Annotated in this window: 4 protein-coding genes; 1 reads left to right on the top strand and 3 read right to left on the bottom strand. The window is 69.0% G+C overall.

Annotated elements, in window-relative coordinates:
• Positions 1 to 226 precede the first annotated feature (226 nt).
• Entirely contained in the window at positions 227 to 1813 is a 1587-nt protein-coding gene (locus ACFW3F_RS22725; protein WP_388061483.1) for an amino acid permease, read from the bottom strand.
• A gap of 249 nt (positions 1814 to 2062) precedes the next feature.
• Here ACFW3F_RS22725 and ACFW3F_RS22720 point away from each other — a divergent pair, with 249 nt between their 5' ends.
• Positions 2063 to 2692, top strand: a complete 630-nt coding sequence (locus tag ACFW3F_RS22720) for a TetR/AcrR family transcriptional regulator (RefSeq protein ID WP_388061481.1) — start codon at positions 2063 to 2065, stop codon at positions 2690 to 2692.
• Between the two features lie 55 nt (positions 2693 to 2747).
• Here ACFW3F_RS22720 and ACFW3F_RS22715 read toward each other — a convergent pair whose 3' ends face one another.
• Together ACFW3F_RS22715 and ACFW3F_RS22710 are read right to left on the bottom strand one after the other, a co-directional pair.
• Positions 2748 to 3800, bottom strand: coding sequence for a hypothetical protein (locus ACFW3F_RS22715; RefSeq protein ID WP_388061479.1), 1053 nt, complete (start codon positions 3798 to 3800; stop codon positions 2748 to 2750).
• The gene (locus tag ACFW3F_RS22710; protein ID WP_388061477.1) at positions 3797 to 22102 is read right to left on the bottom strand and encodes an amino acid adenylation domain-containing protein; all 18306 of its coding nucleotides are present in this window, start codon (positions 22100 to 22102) and stop codon (positions 3797 to 3799) included. Before ACFW3F_RS22710 ends, ACFW3F_RS22715 begins: the two co-directional genes overlap by 4 nt.
• Positions 22103 to 22535 lie beyond the last annotated feature (433 nt).

The raw sequence follows: 22535 nt of genomic DNA, 5'->3' as shown, positions 1-22535 counted from the left end.
TGAGGAGCGAGCGAAGCCAACGCCCCCCGCTCCCTGAGGAGCGAGCGAAGCCAACGCCCCCCGCTCCCTGAGGAGCGAGCGAAGCCAACGCCCCCCGCTCCCTGAGGAGCGAGCGAAGCCAACGCCCCCTGCTCCCTGCTCCCTGAGGTGCGAGCGAAGCCAACGCCCCCTGCTCCCTGCTCCCTGAGGTGCGAGCGAAGCGAGCCTCGAAGGGTCATCACCTGGATCAGTGAGAAGACGGGTTGGTGTTCACCGGCCGCGGGTGCTCCTTGCCGCGCGGATAGCAGGCGATGCCGACGAGGACGGTCGCCACGATGCAGATGGGGCCGGCCCAGCGCAGGATCGGCATCTCGCCCGCCGGGTCGAAGACCTCGGCTCGCGGCCACGCCAGGTTGATCACCATCAGCGCGCCGTAGAGTACCGCCAGGGCGTTCACGATGATGCCGAAACGACCCAGGCTGAACAGCTTTCGGCCACCGGCGTCGACGGTCGGATTGTCCCGGCCGCCGCGATACGGCCAGCCCTGGAACCGTCGGTAGAGCATCGGGCCGGTGACGGCGAGGTACGCCAGGTAGATCAGGATGATGCACACGCTGGCGAGGGTCGCGAAGATCGCGGAGTTGCCGACGTTCACGAGCAGGATGCCGATGCAGAGCACGCCGATCAGGATCGACGGGAGGATCGGGGTCCCGGTGCGGCTGTTGACATGTGCCAGTTTCGCCGAGAACGGGAGCCGCCCGTCCCGGGCCATGGAGAACATGAGACGCGAGCATGCGGTCTGGATGGCGAGGGTGCAGATGAAGATCGCCACCGCCACGTCGGCGAGCAGGACCTTGCCCCAGAAGCTGCCGAGCACCGAATCGAGAACGTACGGCAGACCACCGGTCGCAAGCTGTTCGTCGAGCGTGGGGGCTGCCATGAGCGTGCCGAGCAGCATCAGTCCGCCCCCGATGGCCGAGACGGTCAACGCCATCCGGATGGTACGAGGTGCGACGCGGCGCGGGTCCCGCGTCTCCTCGGCGAGCTCACCCGCCGACCCGAAGCCGACCATGACGTAGGCAGCCATCAGACCGGAGACGATGAACGCCCAGATGTAACCGGGCTGCTGACCGGGCACGCCGGTGTCGAAGACGACGTCGGGTCCGCGCTGCGCGTGGGTGAACAGCGCCAGTATCACCGCGACGACGCCGACGAGCTCGCAGACGACGCCGATGCTGTTGACCCTGCTCATCCACCGCACGCCGATGCAGTTGATCGCGGTCACGATCACCAGCAGGACCGACCCGAGCAGAACGGCGTTGGCCGCGCCACTCGTGGTGGTCAGCGTCGGGTCGTCGCCGATGATCTGGAAGCCGATCCAGATCGACGGCAAGACGACCTGCAGGGCGATCGCGGCCGCGGCCGCGGTGACCACCTGCGCGATCATCATGAACCAGCCGCCGAACCAGCCGATCACCTCGCCGCCCATGCGACGCGACCACTGGTAGATCGCACCCGAGATCGGGTACCGCGCAGCGATTTCGGCGAAGCACAGCGCCACCAGGAACTGACCTGCATAGACGATCGGCCAGGTCCAGAAGAATGCCGGACCGCCGAAACCGAAGCCCAGGCCGAACAACTGGAAGATGGTGGTCAGGATCGAGACGAAGGAGAACCCGGCGGCGAAAGACGCGAACTTGCCGAGCGAGCGATGGAGTTGCTGGTCGTAACCGAGCGCCGAGAGGTCGTGCGCGTCGGCGTCCGGGACGCCGGGCGTCGATCCGGAGGCCGATGAGGGCGTCGCCACGGGAGCCACTTCAGGGGTGGAGGTCATGCGCGATCTTCCTTTCCGAGAAGAAGCTCCACGTTGAGCACGATGTGAGGCAGGCACTGTTTCCTGTCACCTGATAGGTAAGACCTCGCTGATTTCTATCGATTGACAGATTTGTTCCGGTCGTGAAAACTCCCGTTACATCCCCGTTAAGCGCCTGGGATTACCCCGACCTGCGGGTTCGCCCGCACAAGACGTGCACGATCCGTCGGCTAGGGTCGAGAAATCCGCTGACAGGATCGAGGAGACGACATGCCGACCGGCTCGAGCGCGGCCACGACCCCGATCGGCCGCGGCCGTCCGCGACTGGTGCCGGCCCGGCGACGCGGACAGACCGCGCGCGAGGAGATCCTCGACGCCGCCGCCGAATTGTTCACCCGCCATGGCTACACCGGCACGTCGACGCGGATGATCGCCGAGGCAGTGGGTATCAGACAGGCATCGATGTACCACTACTTCGGCACCAAGGACGACATTCTCGCGACTCTGCTGGAGACGACCGTCGTCGCCTCACTCGAATGTGCGCGGGGACTCCTCGACAGCGACGAGCCGGCGCTGGCACGACTGCTGGAGCTCGCACGGTTCGACGTCGATCAACTGGCGCAGTCGCGCTGGAACCTCGGCGCGCTGTACCTGCTGCCCGAGGTCGCCGACCAGAGGTTCGCCGAATTTCGCTCCGCGCGACAGGAATTGGCCGACTCCTATGCGGCGCTGGCGGCGGCGGCGCTCGGGGACGACACCGACAAGCGCACGCTGCTCCCGTTCCGACTGGTGGAGTCGGTCATCATGATGCGCGCCGACGAGCAGCGCGGCGAGCTCGGCGACCACACGGCCGCCGGCCTCGCCGCCACCGTCGTCGAAGCGATCTCTCGGATTCTGTAGCAGCAGTGCGCATATGGTGCGCACTACCGCTACGAGATCCCGCAAGGGCCCGCGGCTAGCAGGTGCCGAGCGCACCGCCCTGCAGTGCCACCTCCACCTTGCGCACGATCGAGCAGTCCGCCGGACCACTCCCGACGGTCCGCATGGGTTCGACCCGCTTCACCGCGGGAGTCGGGGCCACCTGCCGGGCGACGGGTGCGTCGACCTCGGGGACAACGACCGGCGCGGGTGCGGCGTGCTTGGCCTGATGCGGGACGACGACCCGTTCGGTCGACACCTCGGTGGTGTCCGCGCGCAGGTGCCGGGGCCCGTTGATCGGGACCTTCCAGCCTTTGTCGTAGCCGTGCGCGGCGCCGATCGCGACACCCGCCGCGACCGCGGGCAGCGCGACGAGGGTGGCGACCACAGCCGTCCCGACCAACGGCCCGACGACGAGTCCGGTGGGCCACAACGGCAACGTGAGTATCAGGCCCAAGGGGGCACCCACAACGCCACCGACCGCGAGGGAGAGTGGCGCGGCCACCCCGGCGCCGATGACGCCGCCCACTGCCGCGTCACCGACCATCTGTTCGGCCACCCGGTCCGCTCGGGCCGCCGGAACACCGTTGCTCCGCAACACATCCGAGATGCCTTGGACGATCTCGCCGGACCCCGCCGAGATCTGCGCCGCCAGCTCCGGCGACACGACGCTCGGACGGGTCAGATCGAGGTTGCCGATCCGGACCCGGTCGCCGGCATCGGTGGCGACCGGCACGACCACCTGCCCGAGTGGCCGTACATGCCGCGGTGCCGGCGACGGCACAGCCGTGGACACCCCGGGCCATGGTCCGACCACGACCGGGGCGGCGTCCGCTACCAGCGCGGCGTCGACGTGCGCGATCCGGAAGGCGTTGCCGGGCAGCGCTTGTCCGTCGGGGGACGACGACGAGGGAACGACGGGAAGGGGCAGGGTGACACCGGGTGCGGCCGCCTGGGCGACGGCCGGGGCCGTCACGGTGAGCGATGCGGCCAAGGCGCAGCCGAGCAAGGCCCCGGCCGGGCGGCGACCGCGCGGGCGTGGGCACCGGTGTGCGCCGGATTTGCCGATCTTGTCCATGGACGACCTCATTTCTTGATGGTGAACCGATCATCGTGAAAAAACGCTAACCCCGAACCGGGCTGCCGCGAGGCACTTTCGGGGGTCAGGTGGTCGTCGAGGACCGCGGCGATCCGCGCGATCGCCTCGTCCTCGGTCATCCCCAGATGGTGGGTGTCGACATCGACATTCGTGATGGTCCCCCGGACGTATGGACCCCACCCGTCGGCACCCACCGCATCCGCTCGTCGATCGCGCACGGCGGTGAAGTAGAGCACATCGGTGTCGACGACCGGCGGATGCCAGTCACCGGTCGCACGGATGAGCAGGTTGTAGGCATCGGTCAGCCGCTCGATCGTCGCGGCATCGATGCCGAACCCGTCTCCGAGACGCTCGGCGATCTGTTCGGCGGCCCGCTCGGCGGTCGCATCCGAACTCACGAAGTCGATGCCGAGGACCGGACCGAGATTGCTGATCAGTTCACCTGCCGTGACCGTGGTGATCGCCGATGTGTCGACGCCGTCGGCCTCCGTGTCGAGCATCGCCAGCAGCGACACCTCGTGACCGGTCGCGCGCATCTCGGCGGCGACCGCGTGTGCGATGACTCCCCCCAGCGACCAACCCAGCAGGTGGTAGGGGCCCTCGGGCTGCACCGCCCGGATCTCGGCGAAGTATCTGCGCGCGATCTCGGACATCGTCGTCGGACCGGGCACCTCGCCTCCGATCTGGGGCGCCTGCAGTCCGTAGACCGGCCGACCGGCCGGGATCTGCCGGCTCAGCGTCTGGTAGCACCAGGACAGTCCGGACGCGGGATGGATGCAGAACAGCGGCGGCTGGTCGCCTTCCGGCCGGATCGGGAGCAGGACGTCGAGCCCCACACTGCGCGACCGCGGACCGCCCGGCCCGGCTGCGGAGTCGTGTTCGGCATCGAACCCGTTGCGCATACCGGCCTCGATCCGCCGGGCCAGATCGGCCGGGCTCGAGTCGGAGAGCATCCACCGGATCGGGATCTCGACGTGCAGCTCGGTCTCGAGGTCGTTGACCACCTGCACCGACCTCAGTGAGTTGCCGCCGAGGGCGTAGAAGTCGTCGTCGGCCCCGACTCTCGGGACACCGAGCACGTGTTCGAACGTCCTCGCGATCTCGGTCTCGAGCCACGACGACGGTGCGCGGAAGTCCGAGACGTCGCGCGGCGGCTGCGGCAACCGCGCACGATCGAGCTTGCCCGACGCGGTGAACGGCAGCGAGTCGAGCACCATCACCGCCGTGGGCATCATGTATCCCGGAAGCGCTGCCGATGCGAACGCGACGACCTCGGCGGTGTCCAGCGAACCCGCCCCGTCGCCGCGATCCACCCCGGCCGGCACCAGATAGACGGTGAGAAAGTCGACCGTGTCGGTGGACGTGACCGCGGCCGCGGCGCGGGCGACGCCCGGATGCCCGGCGAACACCGCCTCGATCTCGCCGAGCTCGATGCGCAGCCCGCGGAGCTTGACCTGGAAGTCGCTGCGGCCCAGATACTCGAGTTCACCGCTACGACGACGACGCACCAGATCACCGGTGCGGTACATCCTCGCGCCGGGGACGAACGGGTCGGTCACGAAACGGTCGGCGGTCAGACCCGGGCGTCCGTGATAGCCCCGCGCCACCTGCGTCCCGGCCAGATACAGGTCTCCGGTCACGCCCACCGGCACCGGACGGAGCCGCGAGTCCAGCACGTAGGCCCGGGCGTTCCACACCGGCGTCCCCATCGGCACCGCCCCGTCGTCGGCGGTTCCCACCGCGGACGCGGTCGCGTGCACGGTGAACTCGGTCGGCCCGTAGAGGTTGTACAGCTCCACTCCCGGCAGCGCCCGACGTGCGGCGCCCACCACGTCGGGCCCGAATGCCTCACCCGCGACGAGCAGTGCCCGCAGCGACGTCCCGGAGCCGACGGGCAGGGCATCGGCGAACACCGCCAGCATCGACGGCACGAACGAGGTGATGGTGACCCGGTGGGCGGACATCACCTCGGCCAGGTATCGCGGATCGGTGTGTCCGTCCGGTCGCGCGATGACCAGGCGGGCACCCACGGCCAGTGTCGCGAACAGCTCCCACACCGACACGTCGAAGGTCGCGGGAGTCTTCTGCAGCACCACGTCCGTCTGGTTCAGGCCGTACTCGGCACTGATCCAGCGCACCTGGTTGACCACCGAACGATGCGACACGGCAACGCCTTTGGGACGACCCGTGGAACCGGAGGTGAACAGGACGTAGGCGAGGGCATCCGGGGTCAGCGGCGCGATCCGGTCCTCGTCGGTCAGTGGCGAGTCCGCGAAGCCCGACAGGTCGACGGTGTCGAGCGAGGACAGCACCAGCACCGGTTCGGCGCACTCGATCATGTAGTCGATCCGCTCGGCCGGATGGTCCGGGTCGATCGGCACGTAGCCACCGCCTGCGGCGTGTACCGCGTACATGGCCGTGATCTGGTCCGATGATCGCCGCATGCGTAGGGCGACCAGCGAATCCGGACCCACTCCCTGTGCGATCATCCAGCGGGCCAGTCGATTCACACGCCCGGAGAACTCGGCGTAGCTCTGCGTGAGGCCCCCGGAGATCACCGCGGGCTCGTCGGCGTGCGCGGCCGCCGCCGCGGCGAACATCGAGGCGAGGGTCTCTGCGGCTTCCACGTCGTGCGACGTCACGTCTGAGACATCCAGTGCGGCAGACCGCTCGGCGTCGTCGAGCAGATCCACGTCGTGGACGGGGCGATCGGCGTCGACGGCGATTGCGGCGAGCATCTCCACCAGCCGCTCGACGAACCGCTCCACGGTCGACGCGTCGAAGAGGTCGGAGGCGAAGGTGACCCCGCCGCCGATGCCCGCCGGCGCGCCGTTCGCGTCGTAGGAATCGGCAACTGTGACCTGCAGGTCGAACAGCGCCAATCCGGTGTCCGGCTCGACGGCCCGTACCGACAGTTCGGGCAGTTCGATGTCGGTGGTGGTGAGGTTCTGGAACGCCAGCATCACCTGGAACAGCGGATGGTGGGCGTCGGTGCGGACCGGGTTGAGCTCGGAGACGAGCCTCTCGAACGGGACGTCGGCATGCCCGAATGCCGCGAGGTCGGTGTCGCGCACGTCGTCGATCAACGCGCCGAACGACATTCCGCTGCGCACCCTCGTGCGCAGGACGAGCGTGTTGACGAACATGCCGATCAGGTCGTCGAGATCGCGTTCCCCGCGGCCCGCGTACGGGGTGCCGATGGCGACGTCGTCGGTCGCGGCGAGCCGGGCGAGCAGTGCGGCCAGAGCGGCGTGAAAGACCATGAACAGTGTCGTGTTGTGCGCACGAGCCACCCGCTGGAGTCCGGCGTGCAGATCGGCGCCGACGGACAGGTCGACAGAGTCCCCGGCGTAGGACTGCGTCGTCGGCCGCGGCCGGTCGGTGGGCAGTTCGAGCAGCGGTGGCGTGTCGGCCAACTGCTGCGCCCAGTAGTCGATCTGCCTGCGCAGCAACGAGTCGGGATCCGATTCGTCACCCAGGACCGCCCGCTGCCAGATCGCATAATCGGCATACTGCACCGGTAGCGGCGCCCATCCGGGTGCCTCACCCTGCAGCCGCGCGACATAGGCCGTCATGATGTCCCGCGCGAGAGGCGTCAGCGACGAGCCGTCGCCGCCGATGTGATGCAGGACGACGGCGAGCACCCACTCGTCGCCGCCGAGTTCGAAGAGCACGATGCGCGTCGACGCCTGCGTGGTCAGATCGAACGGTGTCCCGATCAGATCCGAGATCGCCTGATCCAGTTCGGATTCGAGGACCCCGAAGACCTCCATCGGGACGATGTCGGCCTCGGTCGGCAGGATCACCTGGGCCGGCTCGCCCTCGACAAAGGGATAGATGGTGCGCAAGATCTCGTGCCGGTCGACGACGTCTCCGATCGCTCGGTGGAGCGCATCGACGTCGAGATCTCCGGACAGTCGAACCACGATCGGGATGCTGTACGCCGACGAGTCGGGTTCGATCCGGTTGAGGAACCACATGCGTTGCTGGGCAAAGGACAGCGGGACGCGTTCCGGACGCACATGCGCCACCAGGTCGACCCGGCCGGTGTCCGCATGGGACTCCGCGCGCGCCGCCAGCCGCGTGACCGTGGACGCCTCGAAGATCAGCGAGACCGGGATCGTCGTGTCCAGCGCCGCACCGATTCTCGCCACGACGCGAGTCGCGGCGAGGCTGTTCCCACCGAGCTCGAAGAAGTCGTCGTCGGCACCGACCGCGGCGTCGACGGACAGGACGTCGGCGAACACCCCCGCAACGATCTCCTCGACCGGTGTGGCGGGCGCGCGGAAGGTCCGGGTGGTGACGATCGGTGCGGGAAGGGCACGACGGTCGAGTTTTCCGCTCGGCGTCAACGGGATCTCGTCGAGGACCACGACCGCGGCCGGGACCATGTACGACGGCAGCGCCTCACCGAGCCCGGCACGGAGCTTCTCGCCGGCGAGGGCGACGCCCGGAGCGGGCACCACATACGACACCAGGCGCATGCCGATCCCGGAGTCATGCCGCGCAACGGTCACGGCGAATGCCACCGCGGCCTGATCCGCCAGCGCCGCGTCGATCTCCCCGAGCTCCACCCGGAAGCCGTGCACCTTCACCTGGAAGTCGTTGCGACCCAGGAACTCCAGCATCCCCTGGGAGTTTCGGCGAACGATGTCACCCGTCCGGTAGGCACGCTCACCTGCGCGGCCGTAGGGGTGAGCGACGAACCGGGCCGCCGACACCCCGGGACGGTCCAGGTAGCCGCGCGCCAGCGCGGGTCCGGCCAGGTAGAGTTCGCCCGCGACCCCATCCGGCACGGGTTGCAGACGTGGGTCGAGCACCAGCGTCTGCATACCGGCGAGTGCCGCCCCGATCGTCGATCGCTCCCCCACCTGGAGCGGACCGGTGGCGGTTGCCACGATGGTGGTCTCGGTGGGGCCGTACAACACCCGGAACACTCTGGCGCCCGCCTGATCGGCGCCCACCCAGCGGCTGACCAGGTCGGTGGGCACCTCGTCACCTCCCGACATCACGACCCGCAGCTCGTCGAGTCCGTCCGGGTCCACCGAGGCCAGCGCGGCCGGGGTGACGAACGCGTGGGAGACACGGTGGTCGCGGAGGAAGTCCGCCAGTTCGCGACCGCCCCGCAGACCGGTGGGTGCCACCACCAACGCGCCCGCGGCACTCACGGCGAGCAAGATCTCCAGCAGCGACGCGTCGAACGACGGGGACGCGAAATGCAGGACCCGCGGGACGGTTCCGTCCTCCCGCCCGGCGTGCAACGTGGCGAGATAGTCCGCGACACCCGCATGCGAGACGGCGACGCCCTTCGGTTTGCCGGTGGAGCCGGAGGTGAACACCACCCACGCAGTGTTCGCGGACCGGACCGGGCTCACCCGATCGGACTGTTCGATCCGTGACGACGACAGTTCCCCGACCCGGTCGGCGGTCGCGGGGTCATCGAGCACCAGCCAGTCGACCGCCCCGGACAGCGCAGGTCGTGACCCGAGCGTCGTGACCCCCAGTGACGCTGCGGAATCGGCCACCATCTGCTCGATTCGCGCCGCCGGGTAGTGCGGATCCACCGGGACATAGGGGGCACCGGACTTCACCACCGCCCACCACGCCACCAGCGACTCGGCTGATCGCTCGACGGCCACCACCACCGCTCGCTCCGGTGCCGCTCCGCTCTCGATCAGTCTCCGGGCCAATCGATTCGAGCGACGATCGAGCTCACCGTAGGACAGTTCGACGTCACCGTCGATCACCGCCGGGCCATCGGGATCGGCCTCGACGGCGGCCGCAAAGACCTCCGGCAGTAGCACGGCCTCCGCGATCGCACCCGATCCGACCACCGACAGGAGTTCTGCGCGCTCGGCGTCACCCAGCCAGTCGATGTCACCGACGGGCCTCGTCTCGTCGGTGACGATCGCCTCGAGCACGGACGTCAGCCGACGGACGAATCCCGCCACCGTTCCGGGCTCGAAGAGGTCGCGGGCGAACATCATCGCGCCGGAGACACCCTGCGCCGTCCCGTTGTCCGAGTACGACTCGGCCACCACCAGCTGGAGATCGAACTGGCAGATGCCGGTGTCGGCCTGTGCACGGGAGACGTGCAGGTCCGGCAGTTCGACGTCGACGCCGGACAGGTTCTGGAACGCCAGGGCGACCTGGAACAGCGGGTGGTGAGCGGTGGAGCGCTGCGGATTGAGTTCGGACACGACCCGCTCGAACGGGACGTCGGAGTGCTCGAACGCATCCAGGTCGACATCGCGGACGCGGTCGAGCAACGCGGCGAACGGCTCCGCGGCGTCGAGGTCGGTCCGCAGCGCGAGCGTGTTCACGAACATGCCGACGAGCGGTTCCAACCCCGGCTCGCCGCGACCCGCGACAGGTGTACCGATCACGACGTCGTCCCCGCCGCTCAACCGGCCGAGAACCGTCGCGAGAGCGGCGTGCAGGACCATGAACAACGACGCGCCGTGAGCCCGCGCCAGGGTCAGGAGCCGGCCGTGCAGGCGAGCATCGATCTCGACCGGCACCTGCCCACCGGCAAGCGTCGCCACCGGCGGTCTCGGGCGATCCGTGGGCAGATCGAGTACGTCCGGGGCATCGGCCAGCGCCGAACGCCAGAAGCCCAGTTGGGTGTGCATCAGCGAGTCCGGGTCCTCGTTGCGTCCCAGCACGTCTCGTTGCCACAGGGCGTAATCGGCGTACTGTACCGCGAGCGGTGTCCACGACGGTTTCCCGCCGGCGAGCCGGGCGGCATACGACGTCATCACATCGCGTGCCAGCGGCGCCATGGATTGTCCGTCGCCGGCAATGTGATGGACCACGAGCACGAGCAGGAAACGTCCTTCGGCCCCGGCCGGCCGGCCGTCCCCATCGCCGTCCGGGTCGATCGCGATCACGGCCACCCGCATCGGCACCGACGTGGTCACGTCGAAGCCACGACGCACGAATCCGACGACGACGTCCTCGACCTCACCCGCCGACGCCCGCCTCGTCTCCACGGCCACCGGGACCTCGTCGAGGATGAGTTGCCACGGCTCACCGTCGGTGTCGGGATAGATCGTCCTCAGTACCTCGTGCCGCCCGACCACGTCCCCGAGCGCCTGCTCGAGGGCCGCGAGGTCCAGGCGCCCCGTCAGTTCGAGGACCACCGGGATGTTGTAGGCCGGCGACTCCGGCTCCATCCGGTTGAGGAACCACATCCGCTGCTGCGCCAGCGACAACGGGAGCCGCTGCGGGCGAACGGTTGCCGCCAACGGAATGCGCCGGTCGTCGCCCAGCGATCCGACCAGCTCCGCAAGTGCCGCGACGCCCGGCGCCAGGAACACCGACCGCAGCGGAATACGGACCCCGAGCGCCGCTCCCAGCCGCGCTGTCACCACCGATGCGCTCAGCGAGTCGCCACCGAGGGCGAAGAAGTCGTCGTCGGCGCCCACGCGCGGCACCCCGAGGACCTCCTGGAACACGGTGGCCACGGTGGACTCGACTCGGTTCGACGGCGCGCGGAATTCCCTTGTGGCGAAGACCGGTTCGGGAAGCCGACGCCGATCCAGCTTGCCGGTCGGGGTGAGCGGGATCTCGTCGAGTACGACGACCGCCGCCGGAACCATGTACGCGGGCAGGGTCTGCTCCAGCGATATGCGTAGTTCATCGCCGGACAACGACGTACCCGGCGCAGCGGTCACGTACGACACCAGACATTGCGGTGTCCCGTTCCCGCCGTGTGGGACGGTCACCGCGTACGCGACGTCGGCGCGCGACCCGAGGTGCGCGTCGATCTCACCCACCTCGACCCGTGTACCACGGATCTTCACCTGGAAGTCGTTGCGCCCCAGATACTCGAGCTCGCCCGACCGGGCGATGCGGACCAGGTCCCCCGTGCGGTACATCCGGGAGCCGGGCACATCGGCCGGGCAGGACACGAACCGCGCGGCCGTCGTCGCGGCCCGGCCGACATAACCGTCGGCCAACCCGGGGCCGACGAGGTACAACTCGCCGACGACGCCCTGCGGGACCGGACGCAGCCACGAGTCGAGCACCACAGTGCCGACGGGTCCCACCGCGGTTCCGATCGTGATCGGCTCGGCGACCTGCAACGGCGTGCTGGCGGTCGCCCAGATGGTCGACTCGGTCGGTCCGTAGAGGTTGACCATCCTGCGTCCACCAGCCCAGCGTGCGACCAGCTCTGGTCCCACCGGTTCACCCGCGGTCGCCAGCACTCGCAGGCTGTCGAGACCGTCGGCCGGCACGGTGGCCAGGGCGGATGGCGTCAGCACTGAATGCGAGATGTTTTCGCGTCGTATGAGATTCGCGAGGTCGGGACCGCCGTAGACCTCCGGCGGCGACACGGCCAGCCGTCCCCCGGACCCGTGCGCCATCAGCAGTTCGAACACGAAGGCGTCGAAGCTGGGCGATGCCACCTGGAGCACGGTCGAGGAGTGGTCGACGCCGAGGACCGCGCGCTGGGCCTCGACGACAGACGCCAGTCCGCGATGGGAGACCACGACACCCTTGGGGGTGCCGGTGGACCCCGACGTGTAGATCACGTAGGCGGTGTCCCCGGTCCGGATCGGGCCACCCCGGTCGACATCGGTGACCGGGCCGGAGGAGCGCATGCGCGGTCCCGCACCGGGCTGCCCGTCGCCCGTCCGCGGGTCGTCGAGGACGAGCCAGTCGACGCTGTCGGGCAATCCCGTCCGGCACGCCCGCACCGTGAGCCCGAGCCCGGCACGGGAGTCGGCGAGCACGAACTCGATGCGCTCGACGGGTAGGTTCGGATCCAGCGGCAGGAACGGCACTCCCGCCTTGGCCGCCGCCCAGATCGCGATCGTCGCCTCGACGGACCGCGGCAGAGCACACGCCACGAGGCGATCCGTTGTGCGCCGCAGGATCTGGCGGGCCACCCGGTCGGACTCGGCGTCGAGCTGTCGGTACGAGATCGACGTCTCGCCACAGGTGACCGCGATCGCATCCGGCTCCTGTCCGGCGGCGGCGGCGAGGATGTCGAGGAGAGTGGCCGGTAGTGGCATCCTGTCTATCCGACCGGCACCTGCCTGCCCCGTGTGGCGGAGGTCGCCGAGACGGGAAGCCGGTTCGTCGGCGATGCGCGCCAGGCATTCCACGAAGTGGTCGACGATCTCACGCGCGCGGGTCTCGTCGAACTCGTCCCGATGGAATCGCAGGGCGATGCTGAGCCCCGGTTCTCCCTCACTGCCATCGACTTTCGGAGCCACGACGATGCTCAGCGGGTAGGGGGTGGCGTCGAGTCCGGAGATGCCGTCGACGTGCAGACCGGCCGAGGTGACCAACTCCTGCAGCGCGTCTTCGCGCAACGGGAACGACTGGAACGCCAGTGCGGTGTCGAACAGGTCCGACCTGCCCACCGCGCGGTGGATGGCCGGAAGTCCGACGTAGTGGTGGTCGAGAACCAGTGCGTTCGCTTCCTGCACGTGAACCAGCAGTTCACGCAACGACATCGACGGGTCGAGACGGACGCGGATCGGCACGGTGTTGAGGAACATACCCAGGGCCTGCTCGACGCCGGGCAGTTCCGGCGGTCGCCCGGCCACGGCGGAACCCAGGATCACATCCGTGTCCCCGGTCAGGGTTCGCAGAACGAGGGCCCATGCCGCCGAGAGCGCGGTGCCGACCGTCACGGCGGACTCCGCGGCCGCCGACCGCAGCCGCGCATACTCCTGTTCCGGGAGATCGGCGGTGATCTCGCCGGCGGCGACCGCGGTGGTCGCGGCGCCGCGCCGGGTCACCCGGGTGGGTCCGGCGACGTCGGCGTAGGCCTGCGCCCACGCGGCGGCCGAGGCGTCGTGGTCCTGTCCGGCGAGCCATGCGAGGTAGTCCCGGTACGACCCCGCCGGCCCGCACGCTCCGATCTGTGCCGGATCACCGTAGTACTGCAGGAGTTCGCCGAGCAGCAGCGGCATCGACCAGCCGTCGAGGATCACGTGATGGTTGGTGACATGGAGTGCGAAACGGTCGGTGTCGAGCTGCACCAGTGTGAAGCGGATCAGCGACGGCGCCGCGAGGTCGAACCCCGCGACGGCGTCGTCGGCCGCGATCCGCCGGGTTGCCACCCGATCCCCACCGGCAGTGAGATCCACTGTCCGGAAACGCACCTCGGTACCGCTGACGACGATCTGCCGAGGACCGCGTGAGGTCGCGACGTAGGCGGTTCGCAGGATGTCGTGCCGGTCGACGAGCGCCTGGGCGGCGCGACGCAACCGATCACCGTCGACGGGACCGGACAGTGCGATCGTCGATTGCACGGTGTAGTCGTCCACGGTGTCGGGATCAAGGGTCGAGTGGAAGTGGATTCCGGACTGCGTCGGCGAGAGCGGCCACACATCCGCGAGTTCCGGGTAGCGACCCCGGAGGTCCTCGAGGTCGGCGTCCGGCAGCTCGTCGAGGTGCGAACCCGGTTGTACGACCTCGGCTTCGGCGCCCTCCGTCGCCGGCGGGACGCCCTCGGTTCCGGTCGCGACGGCCGCGAGTGCGGCCACGGTCTTCGCCTCGAAGACCGCACGCGGGGTGATGGACAGTCCCGCGGCTTTCGCCGACGCGACCAGTTGCATGGAGACGATGCTGTCGCCGCCGAGCGTGAAGAAGTTGTCGTCGGCGGTCACGTCGTCGAGCTGCAACACCTCGGCGAACAATGCCGCGATGGTCCGCTCGGCAGGCGTCTCCGGCGGTCGACCACCCCCACTCTCGGCGCGGAAGTCACACTGCCGCAGAGCTTTGGCATCGATCTTTCCCGATCGGGTGACGGGCATCGACTCCAGTTCGACGATCGCCGCGGGGACCATGTAGTGCGGCAGAGTGTCTGCGAGCTCGTCATGCAGGGCATGTACGTCCATTGTCTCGCCGGGGGTCCCCACGACGTACGACACGATCACCGGTCGGCCCGCGGGCCCCCGCTGGAGCACCGTGGCGGCCTGGGCGACGCCGTCGTTTCGTGCGAGATGGGCATCGATGTCGCCGGTCTCGATGCGTAGGCCGTGGATCTTCACCTGCTGGTCGTTGCGCCCCAGGTACTCCAGTCGCAGAACATCATCCGTGGATATCCAGCGCACGGCATCGCCGGTGCGGTAGAGGCGTTCGCCCGAGGCCGAGACGGGATCTGCCACGAACCGTGCCGCGGTGACGCCCGGTCGGTCGAAGTAGCCACGCGCGAGTCCTGGTCCGCCGAGGTAGAGTTCGCCGACCACGCCGACGGGCACCGGGCGCAGCCAGGCGTCGAGCACAAGGGCCGACACGCCCCGGATCGGCTGTCCGATCGTCACCGGTTCACCCGGCCGGAGCTCGTCGGCCCCGGTCGCCCAGATCGTGGATTCGGTGGGGCCGTAGTGATTCATCAGCCGACGGCCCGGGGACCACCGGTTCACGATGTCCGCGCCGGTGGCCTCGCCCACCACCGCAAGGGTTCGCAGGTGAGGGAGACGGGACGGGTCCATCGTGTTGAGCACGGTGGGCGTGATGATCGCGTGGGACACGCGCTCGGTCCGTAGCAGCTCCTCCAGGTCGGAACCGCCGTAGACGTCGGGGGGCGCGACGACCAGGCACGCGCCGGCGCTGTGCGCGAGCAGCACCTCCGACACACAGGCATCGAAACCCGGTGAGGCGACCTGGAGGACCGTCGAAGCCGGATGCAGCCGGAAGGATTCGGCGTGTGCCGCCACCCGGTCGGCGAGCCCGCGATGCGTGATGTGGACGGCCTTGGGCCGGCCGGTGGAGCCGGACGTGAAGATCAGGTAGGCCGGGTTCTCCGGCCGGATCGGGCGCGACAACGACATCGAGTGGTCCGAACCGATCGGCAGCGCGCCGGGGGCGACGAGTGTCAGCCAGTCGACGGTATCCGGGAGGTTCGGGACGACGGCGTCGACGGTCACCCCGACGGTGGACTGTGCATCGGTGAGCAGTTCGGCGATGCGGTACGCCGGGTTCCCCGGGTCGACGGCCACGAAGGCCGCCCCGGTCCGGGCGACCGCCCAGATCGCCACGACGAGTTCGGCAGATCGTGGGATGGCAAGCGCCACCGATGTTTCCGGACCGGCACCGCGGGCTGCGAGCTCACGGGCGAGCCGGTGTCCGCGCCGTTCGAGTTCGCGATAGGTCATCGTGACGCCGTCGGCGCGCACGGCCGGCGCCTCAGGGTGTCGACGTGCGGTGTCCGCGAGGATGTCGCGGAGCACGCGGGGCGGCAGCGCGGCCGGTCCTTCGATCCGGCACAGCGCGGCGTGTTCGGTGTCCCAGCACGACGCCACCGCGGCGACCTTGGAGTCGGGATGGGCGGCGATCTCTCGCAGCAGCAGGACGAACCGCTCGAGCAGGACGGTCGCGGACTCCGCCTCGAGACGATCGACGGCATACCTGAGCAGCAATCCGTAGGTGCCGGACTCCTCGGCCGGATGCTCGGACCCGGGACGTGGCGGCGTGACCTGGAGACTGACCGGGTACGGGGTCGCATCGTGCGCGGTCAGTCCGTTCCATCGCAGGCCGGCGTCGGTGAGAGTGCGGTTGATCTCGTCCGGGTCGAGTGGGTAGGACTCCAGGACGGTGACGGTGTCGAACATGTCGGCCACCCCGGTCACCCGCTGGAGTTCGGCGAGGCCGATGTCGCGGTGGTCGAGCATCGCCGCCTGCTCGGACTGTGCCCGCGCGAGCAGGTCGACCACCCGCTCGTCCGGGTCGAGCCGGATCCGTACCGGGAGTGTGTTGATGAACAAACCGATCATCTGCTCGATGCCCGGGATGGTGGCGGGCCGATCAGACACCGTGTTGCCGAACACCACGTCGGACCGGCCGGTCATGATCGAGAGCAGCAGCGCCCATGCCACCTGGATCGAGGTGTTGGCGGTGACCCCGTGGGCGCGCCCGAGTCCCGCGATCGCCTCGGTCGTCGCGATGTCGAGTTCGAGGCCGGTCTCGCCGACCTCGCCGGTGGCGCTGCGATCCGCGACGCCGGTCAGTCGCGTCGGACTCTCGATGCCGGCGAGGGTCTCCTGCCACGCGCGCGTGGTCGCGTCGTGGTCGCGCGCGTGCAGCCACTGCAGATAGTCCCGGAAGGTCCGAGGCTCCGGAAGACCGGTGTCCCCGGCCTTTCCGATGTCGGTCAGGTACAAGCGCAGCAACTCGGAGATGAGTACGGGCATGGACCACCCGTCGAGCACGATGTGGTGGTTGGTGATCGACAGCAGGTACTCGTCGGTCTCGGGGTTCTCGCCGCGGGTCACCCGTACGAGGTGGAAACGCAGCAGGGGCGGATGCGCCAGGTCGAAGGGCGCGGCCGACTCGGCGATGAGGCGCCGCAGTGCGCGGTCCCGGTCGGCGGCGTCGGCGATACCGGTGAGGTCGGAGTCCGACCAGTCGACGGACACGTCGTCGAGCAAGATCTGTCGTGGCCCCGCGCCGGTCTCGACGAAGGCGACGCGGAGACTGCCGTGCCGGTCGATCAGCGCCTGGGCAGCGCGCCGCATCCGATCGGACTGCAAGCGTCCACCGAGTCGCAGTTCGGCCTGCACCGTGTAACCGTCGGCGGCGTCGTCGTAGGTCGCATGGAACAGCAGGCCGGACTGCAGCGCGGTCAGCGGCCACACGTCGACGATCGAGGGATGAGCGCGGGTCCAACCGTCGACGTCGGCCTGCGTGGCCGAGACCAACGGGAAGTCCGACGGCGTGTGACCGCCGGCCGTTCCGGATCGCACATGCTGGGCGAGTCCCTTGAGGGCCTGCACCCACAGTCCCGCGAGTTCTTCGACGTCGACCCGGTCGAGCACCAGCGATGCGTACTCCCATCCCGCGTCGAGTTCGAGACCGGCCTGACCGGCTTCGGCGATCGCATTGATGTCGATGACGCCCGGCAACGCCATCCACGGATCAGCGGTCCCGGCCAGCGCGTCGAAGCCGCGCGCCGGCATCCAGGGCCCGGTGTGTTCACCGGTGTCGAATCGGCCCAGATAGTTGAGGCTGATCTGGGGTTCGGGCCGGCGCCCGAGCTCGTCGCGACCGAGCGGATCGAGGTACCGGACCATGCCGTAGCCGATTCCGTGATCGGGTACCGCGCGCAGCTGCTCCTTGACCTGTTTGATCGCCTGACCCGCCGATTCGCCACCCGTCAGGGCGTCCTCGACGTCGACGCCGTGCAACTCGAGCCGAACGGGGAAGCGTGAGGTGAACCAGCCCACCGTCGAGGTGAGGTCCGCGCCGGGCACCGCGGCCTCCTCGCGGCCGTGACCTTCGAGCGCGATCAGTTCGCTGCCCGCGGCCTGCCCGCGCAGCCGTCGCCACTGGGCGAGCGCCAGTGCCAGCGCCGTGAGCAACGAGTCGTTCGCGCTGCCGTGGAACCGCGCGGGAATGGTGGTCAGCACCGCCTCGGTCACATCCGCCGGAATCCGCATCCGGATTCGGCCGGCGGTGGCGACGATGTCGCGATCCGGGTCGAGCGCGCGGCGGCCGAGCAACCGGTCCGCCGGCGCGACCATCTCGGACCATCGATCGAGTTCGGCCGCGGCACGCTCGGACGCCTGCTCCACCAGACCGTGAACCCAGCGCCTGACCGACGTCGTCGGCGGACCGAAGCGCGGTACGCCGTCCTCGCCGACCTGGTGCCAGGCCATCGCGAGGTCGGCGAGGATGATCCGCCAGGAGACCCCGTCGACGGCCAGATGGTGGATCACCAGCCACATCAGGTCGGGTGCGGCCCGGTCTCGATCCTGCATCCAGACGAACCTCACCAGCACACCCGCCCGCGGATCCAGCCGGTCCGCGGCGGCCTGGAGGTGCTGGTCGATCTCGTGGGCGTCCCGTCGTTCGAGCCACACGTGGTCCAGCGCCTCGTCCGCGTCGAGGGCACCCGGAGCGCGGACCACCACGTGCGGTTGGTCGGCGAGATCGTCGACCAGCGCGGCGCGGAGGATGTCGTGCCGATCGACGACGGCCGTCAGCGTGCGCACCAGTTCGTCGCGCTCGACGGCGTCCGGGAGTTCGACCAGCGCCGCCTGCCCGAACCGGTCGATGGGACCGCGTTCGAGCATCGCGTGCATGATCGGCGACAGCGGGATCGAACCGACGGCGCCGCCCGGGAGCTCCCGCAATCCGGTGTCGTCGGCGACCTCGGACGCCATCGCGGCCAGCGCGGCGACCGTTTTGTGCTCGAACACATCCTGTGTCGTGAACGCCAGTCCGCCCGACTTCGCCCGCGACACGAGCTGGATCGAGAGGATACTGTCTCCGCCGAGGACGAAGAAGCTGTCGTCTGCACCCACCTCCGCCACGCCCAGGACATCGGAGAAGAGCTGTGCCAGTTGGTATTCCCTGGGCGTTGATGGTGGCCGCCCGGTCCGCGCGGAAGCGAACACCGGCGCGGGCAGCGCGCGCCGGTCGACCTTGCCGAACGCGTTCAGCGGCAGTGCGTCGAGCGTCGTGATCACAGCCGGAACCAGGTGCGGCGGCAGGCATTCGCGGGCGAAACGCTCCAGCTCGGCCGGTTCGGCCCGCTGGCCGGCCACCGGCACCACATACGACGCCAGGACTGTCGCGCCGGCATGGTTGCGCGCCGACACGGTGACGGACTGGTCCACCCGCGGGTGGCCGGTGAGAGCGGCGTCGATCTCGCCGGGTTCGATCCGGTAGCCACGGATCTTCAGCTGGAAGTCCGTGCGCCCCAGAAGCTCGAGCGTCGGCGATGTCGACATTCCGACCCAGCGCGCGAGGTCTCCGGTTCGGTACATTCGTTCACCGGGTTCGCCGTGCGGGTGGGCCACGAAGCGTGCCGCGGTCTGGCCGGCCAGGTGCGCGTAACCGCGCGCCAACCCGGGGCCGGCGAGAAACAGCTCACCCGCGGTACCCAGCGGCACCGGTTGGAACTCGTGGTCGAGGACCATCACCGACGTCCCACGGACGGGGCCGCCGACGGTGACGTCTGCGGCGGGCTCGACCACCGAGCTCGCAGCCGTGATCGTTGATTCGGTCGGCCCGTACTCGTTGATCATCGTCACCGACCGCGTCCAGCGCTCGAGGACATGCGGTGCGCACCTGTCACCGCCGACGACGACCGTCTGCAGCCGGGTCAGCGACTCCGGTTCGACGGTCGCCAACATCGCCGGCGTCAGGGTCAGATGGGTCACGTGCTCGTCGGCGAGCAACCTGGTGAGCCGTTCACCGCCGATGACCTCCGGTGGCACGATCACCAGGGTGGCTCCCGTGGCGAAGCAGGTCAGCAGTTGTTCCATCGATGCGTCGAAGCTCGGGGACAGCGCGTAGGACACCCGCGACGCCGTGCCGAGGCCGTATGCGTCGGTCCGGTCGGCGATGAGACTCGCCAGTCCGGAGTGGGTGACCTGCACGCCCTTCGGCACGCCGGTCGAGCCGGACGTGTAGGTCATGTAGGCGACGTTCTCCAGCCGCGGCCGACGCACCGGTTCGACTGCGCGGACCTCGTGGCCGTCGGCGTTCCGCAGGTCTGCGACGAGGTCGATGCGGAGTGCCGTCGGCGGCACGCGCTCGGCGAACTCGTCGACGGTGATCGCCACGCGCGCTCCGCTGTCGGCGACGATGTGCTCGATGCGCTTGCGCGGGTAGTCAGGATCCACCTGCACGATCGCGGCCCCCGTCTTCGCCACCGCCCAGACGGCCACGACGGTGCCCAGGGATCGCCGTAGGAGAACGGCGACCGATTCCTCCGGTCCGCAGCCGGCGGCGAGCAACCGATGCGCGAGTCGCGACGAGACGGTATCGAGTTCGCGGTAGGTCATCGAGCGACCCGAAGCGCAGACCGCAGCCGAATCAGGTTGACGTGCAACGGCGTCGGCGAGAATGTCGGCCAGCACCCGCGGCGCCGCGGGCTCGGCGCCGCGGACGGGGAGCAACGCCGAGCGCTCGCACTCGTCGAGCAACGCCAGTCGTCCCACCTGGTCGTCGGCCGCGCCGATGAGGAACTGGTGCAGGAACATCAGGAACCGACGGTGGTGCCCGGTCAGCTCGTCCGGGGTGTAGATGTTCGGATTGCCCTGAAAATCGATGTGCGTACTGCTCTTTCCCGCACCCGGGTAGATGTTGACGAACAGATCGGCCGTGGGCCCCGAGGTCAAGACGTGCAGGCGCCCGGTGACCTCGCCCAGAACGACCTCGCTGTCGACCATCATGAGGTTCACCGCAGGTCCGAAGGATGCCGACTCGTCGCGGGCCATCCCCATGTCGGCGAAGATGTCCTCCTGGCGATACCGCTGCCGGCGAAGTGCGCTCAACAGCTCCCCCTGTACGGAGGTCACCACATCGCCGAGAGTGTGTCCGGCGACGGGCACACGCAGCGGCACCACGTTCGCCACCATCCCGCCCGACCTGCGCAGTACAGCCGAGTGCCGACCGGACACCGGCAGACTGAGGAGCACCTCGGCACTGCCGGTCATGCGCGCGAGGTATGCGGCGAAGGCCGCGACGATCACCGGGGTGACGCCGCCCCCCTCGTGTGCGGCGGCCTCGAGGAGTCGCGCGGTGTCCTCGGGGATCGGGGCGCTCACGAGGATCGGATGCAGGGTCGGCTTCCCGTGGCGTCCGGCGAGGGTCACGACCGGAGGAGCACCCTCGAGGTGTTCGCTCCAGTACTTCCGGTCATTGTCGTGACGGGTCGACCCGGGGTAGGACGCGTCCTGGGCGATGATGTCGGCGATGCCACTCGCCTTCGACGGCGGGGCCGCGTCGCCACGGACCGCGGCGTTGTACAGCTCGGTGATGCGTCGGACCATCGTCACGGCGGCGAACCCGTCGAGTGCGATGTGGTGGGCGCGGAGGTACCAGATGGAGTGCTCGTCCCCGACGCGGTAGACGATGCTCGTCATCAGGTGATCGGCGAGCAGGTCGAGTGGTCTGGTGTAGTCGAGCACCATCAGCCGTTGAGCCGTGGCGAACGGATCGGGGTCGTCCCTCAGGTCCACGGTGCTCACCGGTGCACTCTGCGCGGCAACGTATTGCCGTGGTTCGCCGTCGACGACGATCAGGCGCAGGTGTCCTGATCCGAACTCCCGGCCGGTGGTCCGGCAGACGCTCGACAGCAATTCGGTGTCCAGCGCGCCGTGGATGTCCACGTACTGCGCCACCGAGATCGGCAGATCACCGGCGACATGCTGGGCGAACCAGATACCCCGCTGCGCGGCGGACAGCGGCAGCGAGTCGATGCCGGGCTCCGTGTGTACCGAGGTGCCCGCCGGCGCCGAGGAACGTTCGGCGCGTACGGAAGGCCGGGTCGCCGTGGGGTGCGCAGACGGGCTTGTGAGGTCCTTGTCTGAGATGGTCACGTGGCCTCCATGCGTTCGTATCGATCGCACTCATCCGGGGTTCGGGACGACCCGGCGGACCCCGCAGACCGCGGGATGAACGATTCCGAACCCGCGCAAGATCAAGCCAAGAAAGCCCCCCTGGAGAGCAGTCGCCCCGTCGACAAATCGGACCATACTCCCGATTAACATTCGCCGACATCGATTTTCAGCAAAGGCAAAATGCCGGTAAAGGTGTAGTAATGAAGTCGGCGAGAATGTCTCGAGAGCGTCACGAAAAGCCGAATGGTCTAATCAGATGAGTTTCTGGAAAAGGGTGGATTTTCGCCCGTGTCTCTGATTTTCAGCTCACACCGCCCTGAAAGCGAATGCGGATTCATCACTAACCTTCCGGTTGTCAAACAACAAGCGGCAGTTGATATTTGATCCCTCTACCCAATAGCGCCAATACGCG

It is taken from the genome of Gordonia sp. NPDC058843 (assembly GCF_042743165.1).
Taxonomy (GTDB): Bacteria; Actinomycetota; Actinomycetes; order Mycobacteriales; family Mycobacteriaceae; genus Gordonia.
The sequence above is the reverse complement of the archived record's forward strand: the minus strand, read 5'-3'. Positions and strand labels throughout refer to the sequence as shown.

Bases quoted from the DNA above. Each gene is read 5' to 3' on its own strand.
- ACFW3F_RS22715 (WP_388061479.1), bottom strand. From the start codon at position 3,800: ATGAGGTCGTCCATGGACAAGATCGGCAAATCCGGCGCACACCGGTGC.
- ACFW3F_RS22720 (WP_388061481.1), top strand. From the start codon at position 2,063: ATGCCGACCGGCTCGAGCGCGGCCACGACCCCGATCGGCCGCGGCCGT.
- ACFW3F_RS22725 (WP_388061483.1), bottom strand. From the start codon at position 1,813: ATGACCTCCACCCCTGAAGTGGCTCCCGTGGCGACGCCCTCATCGGCC.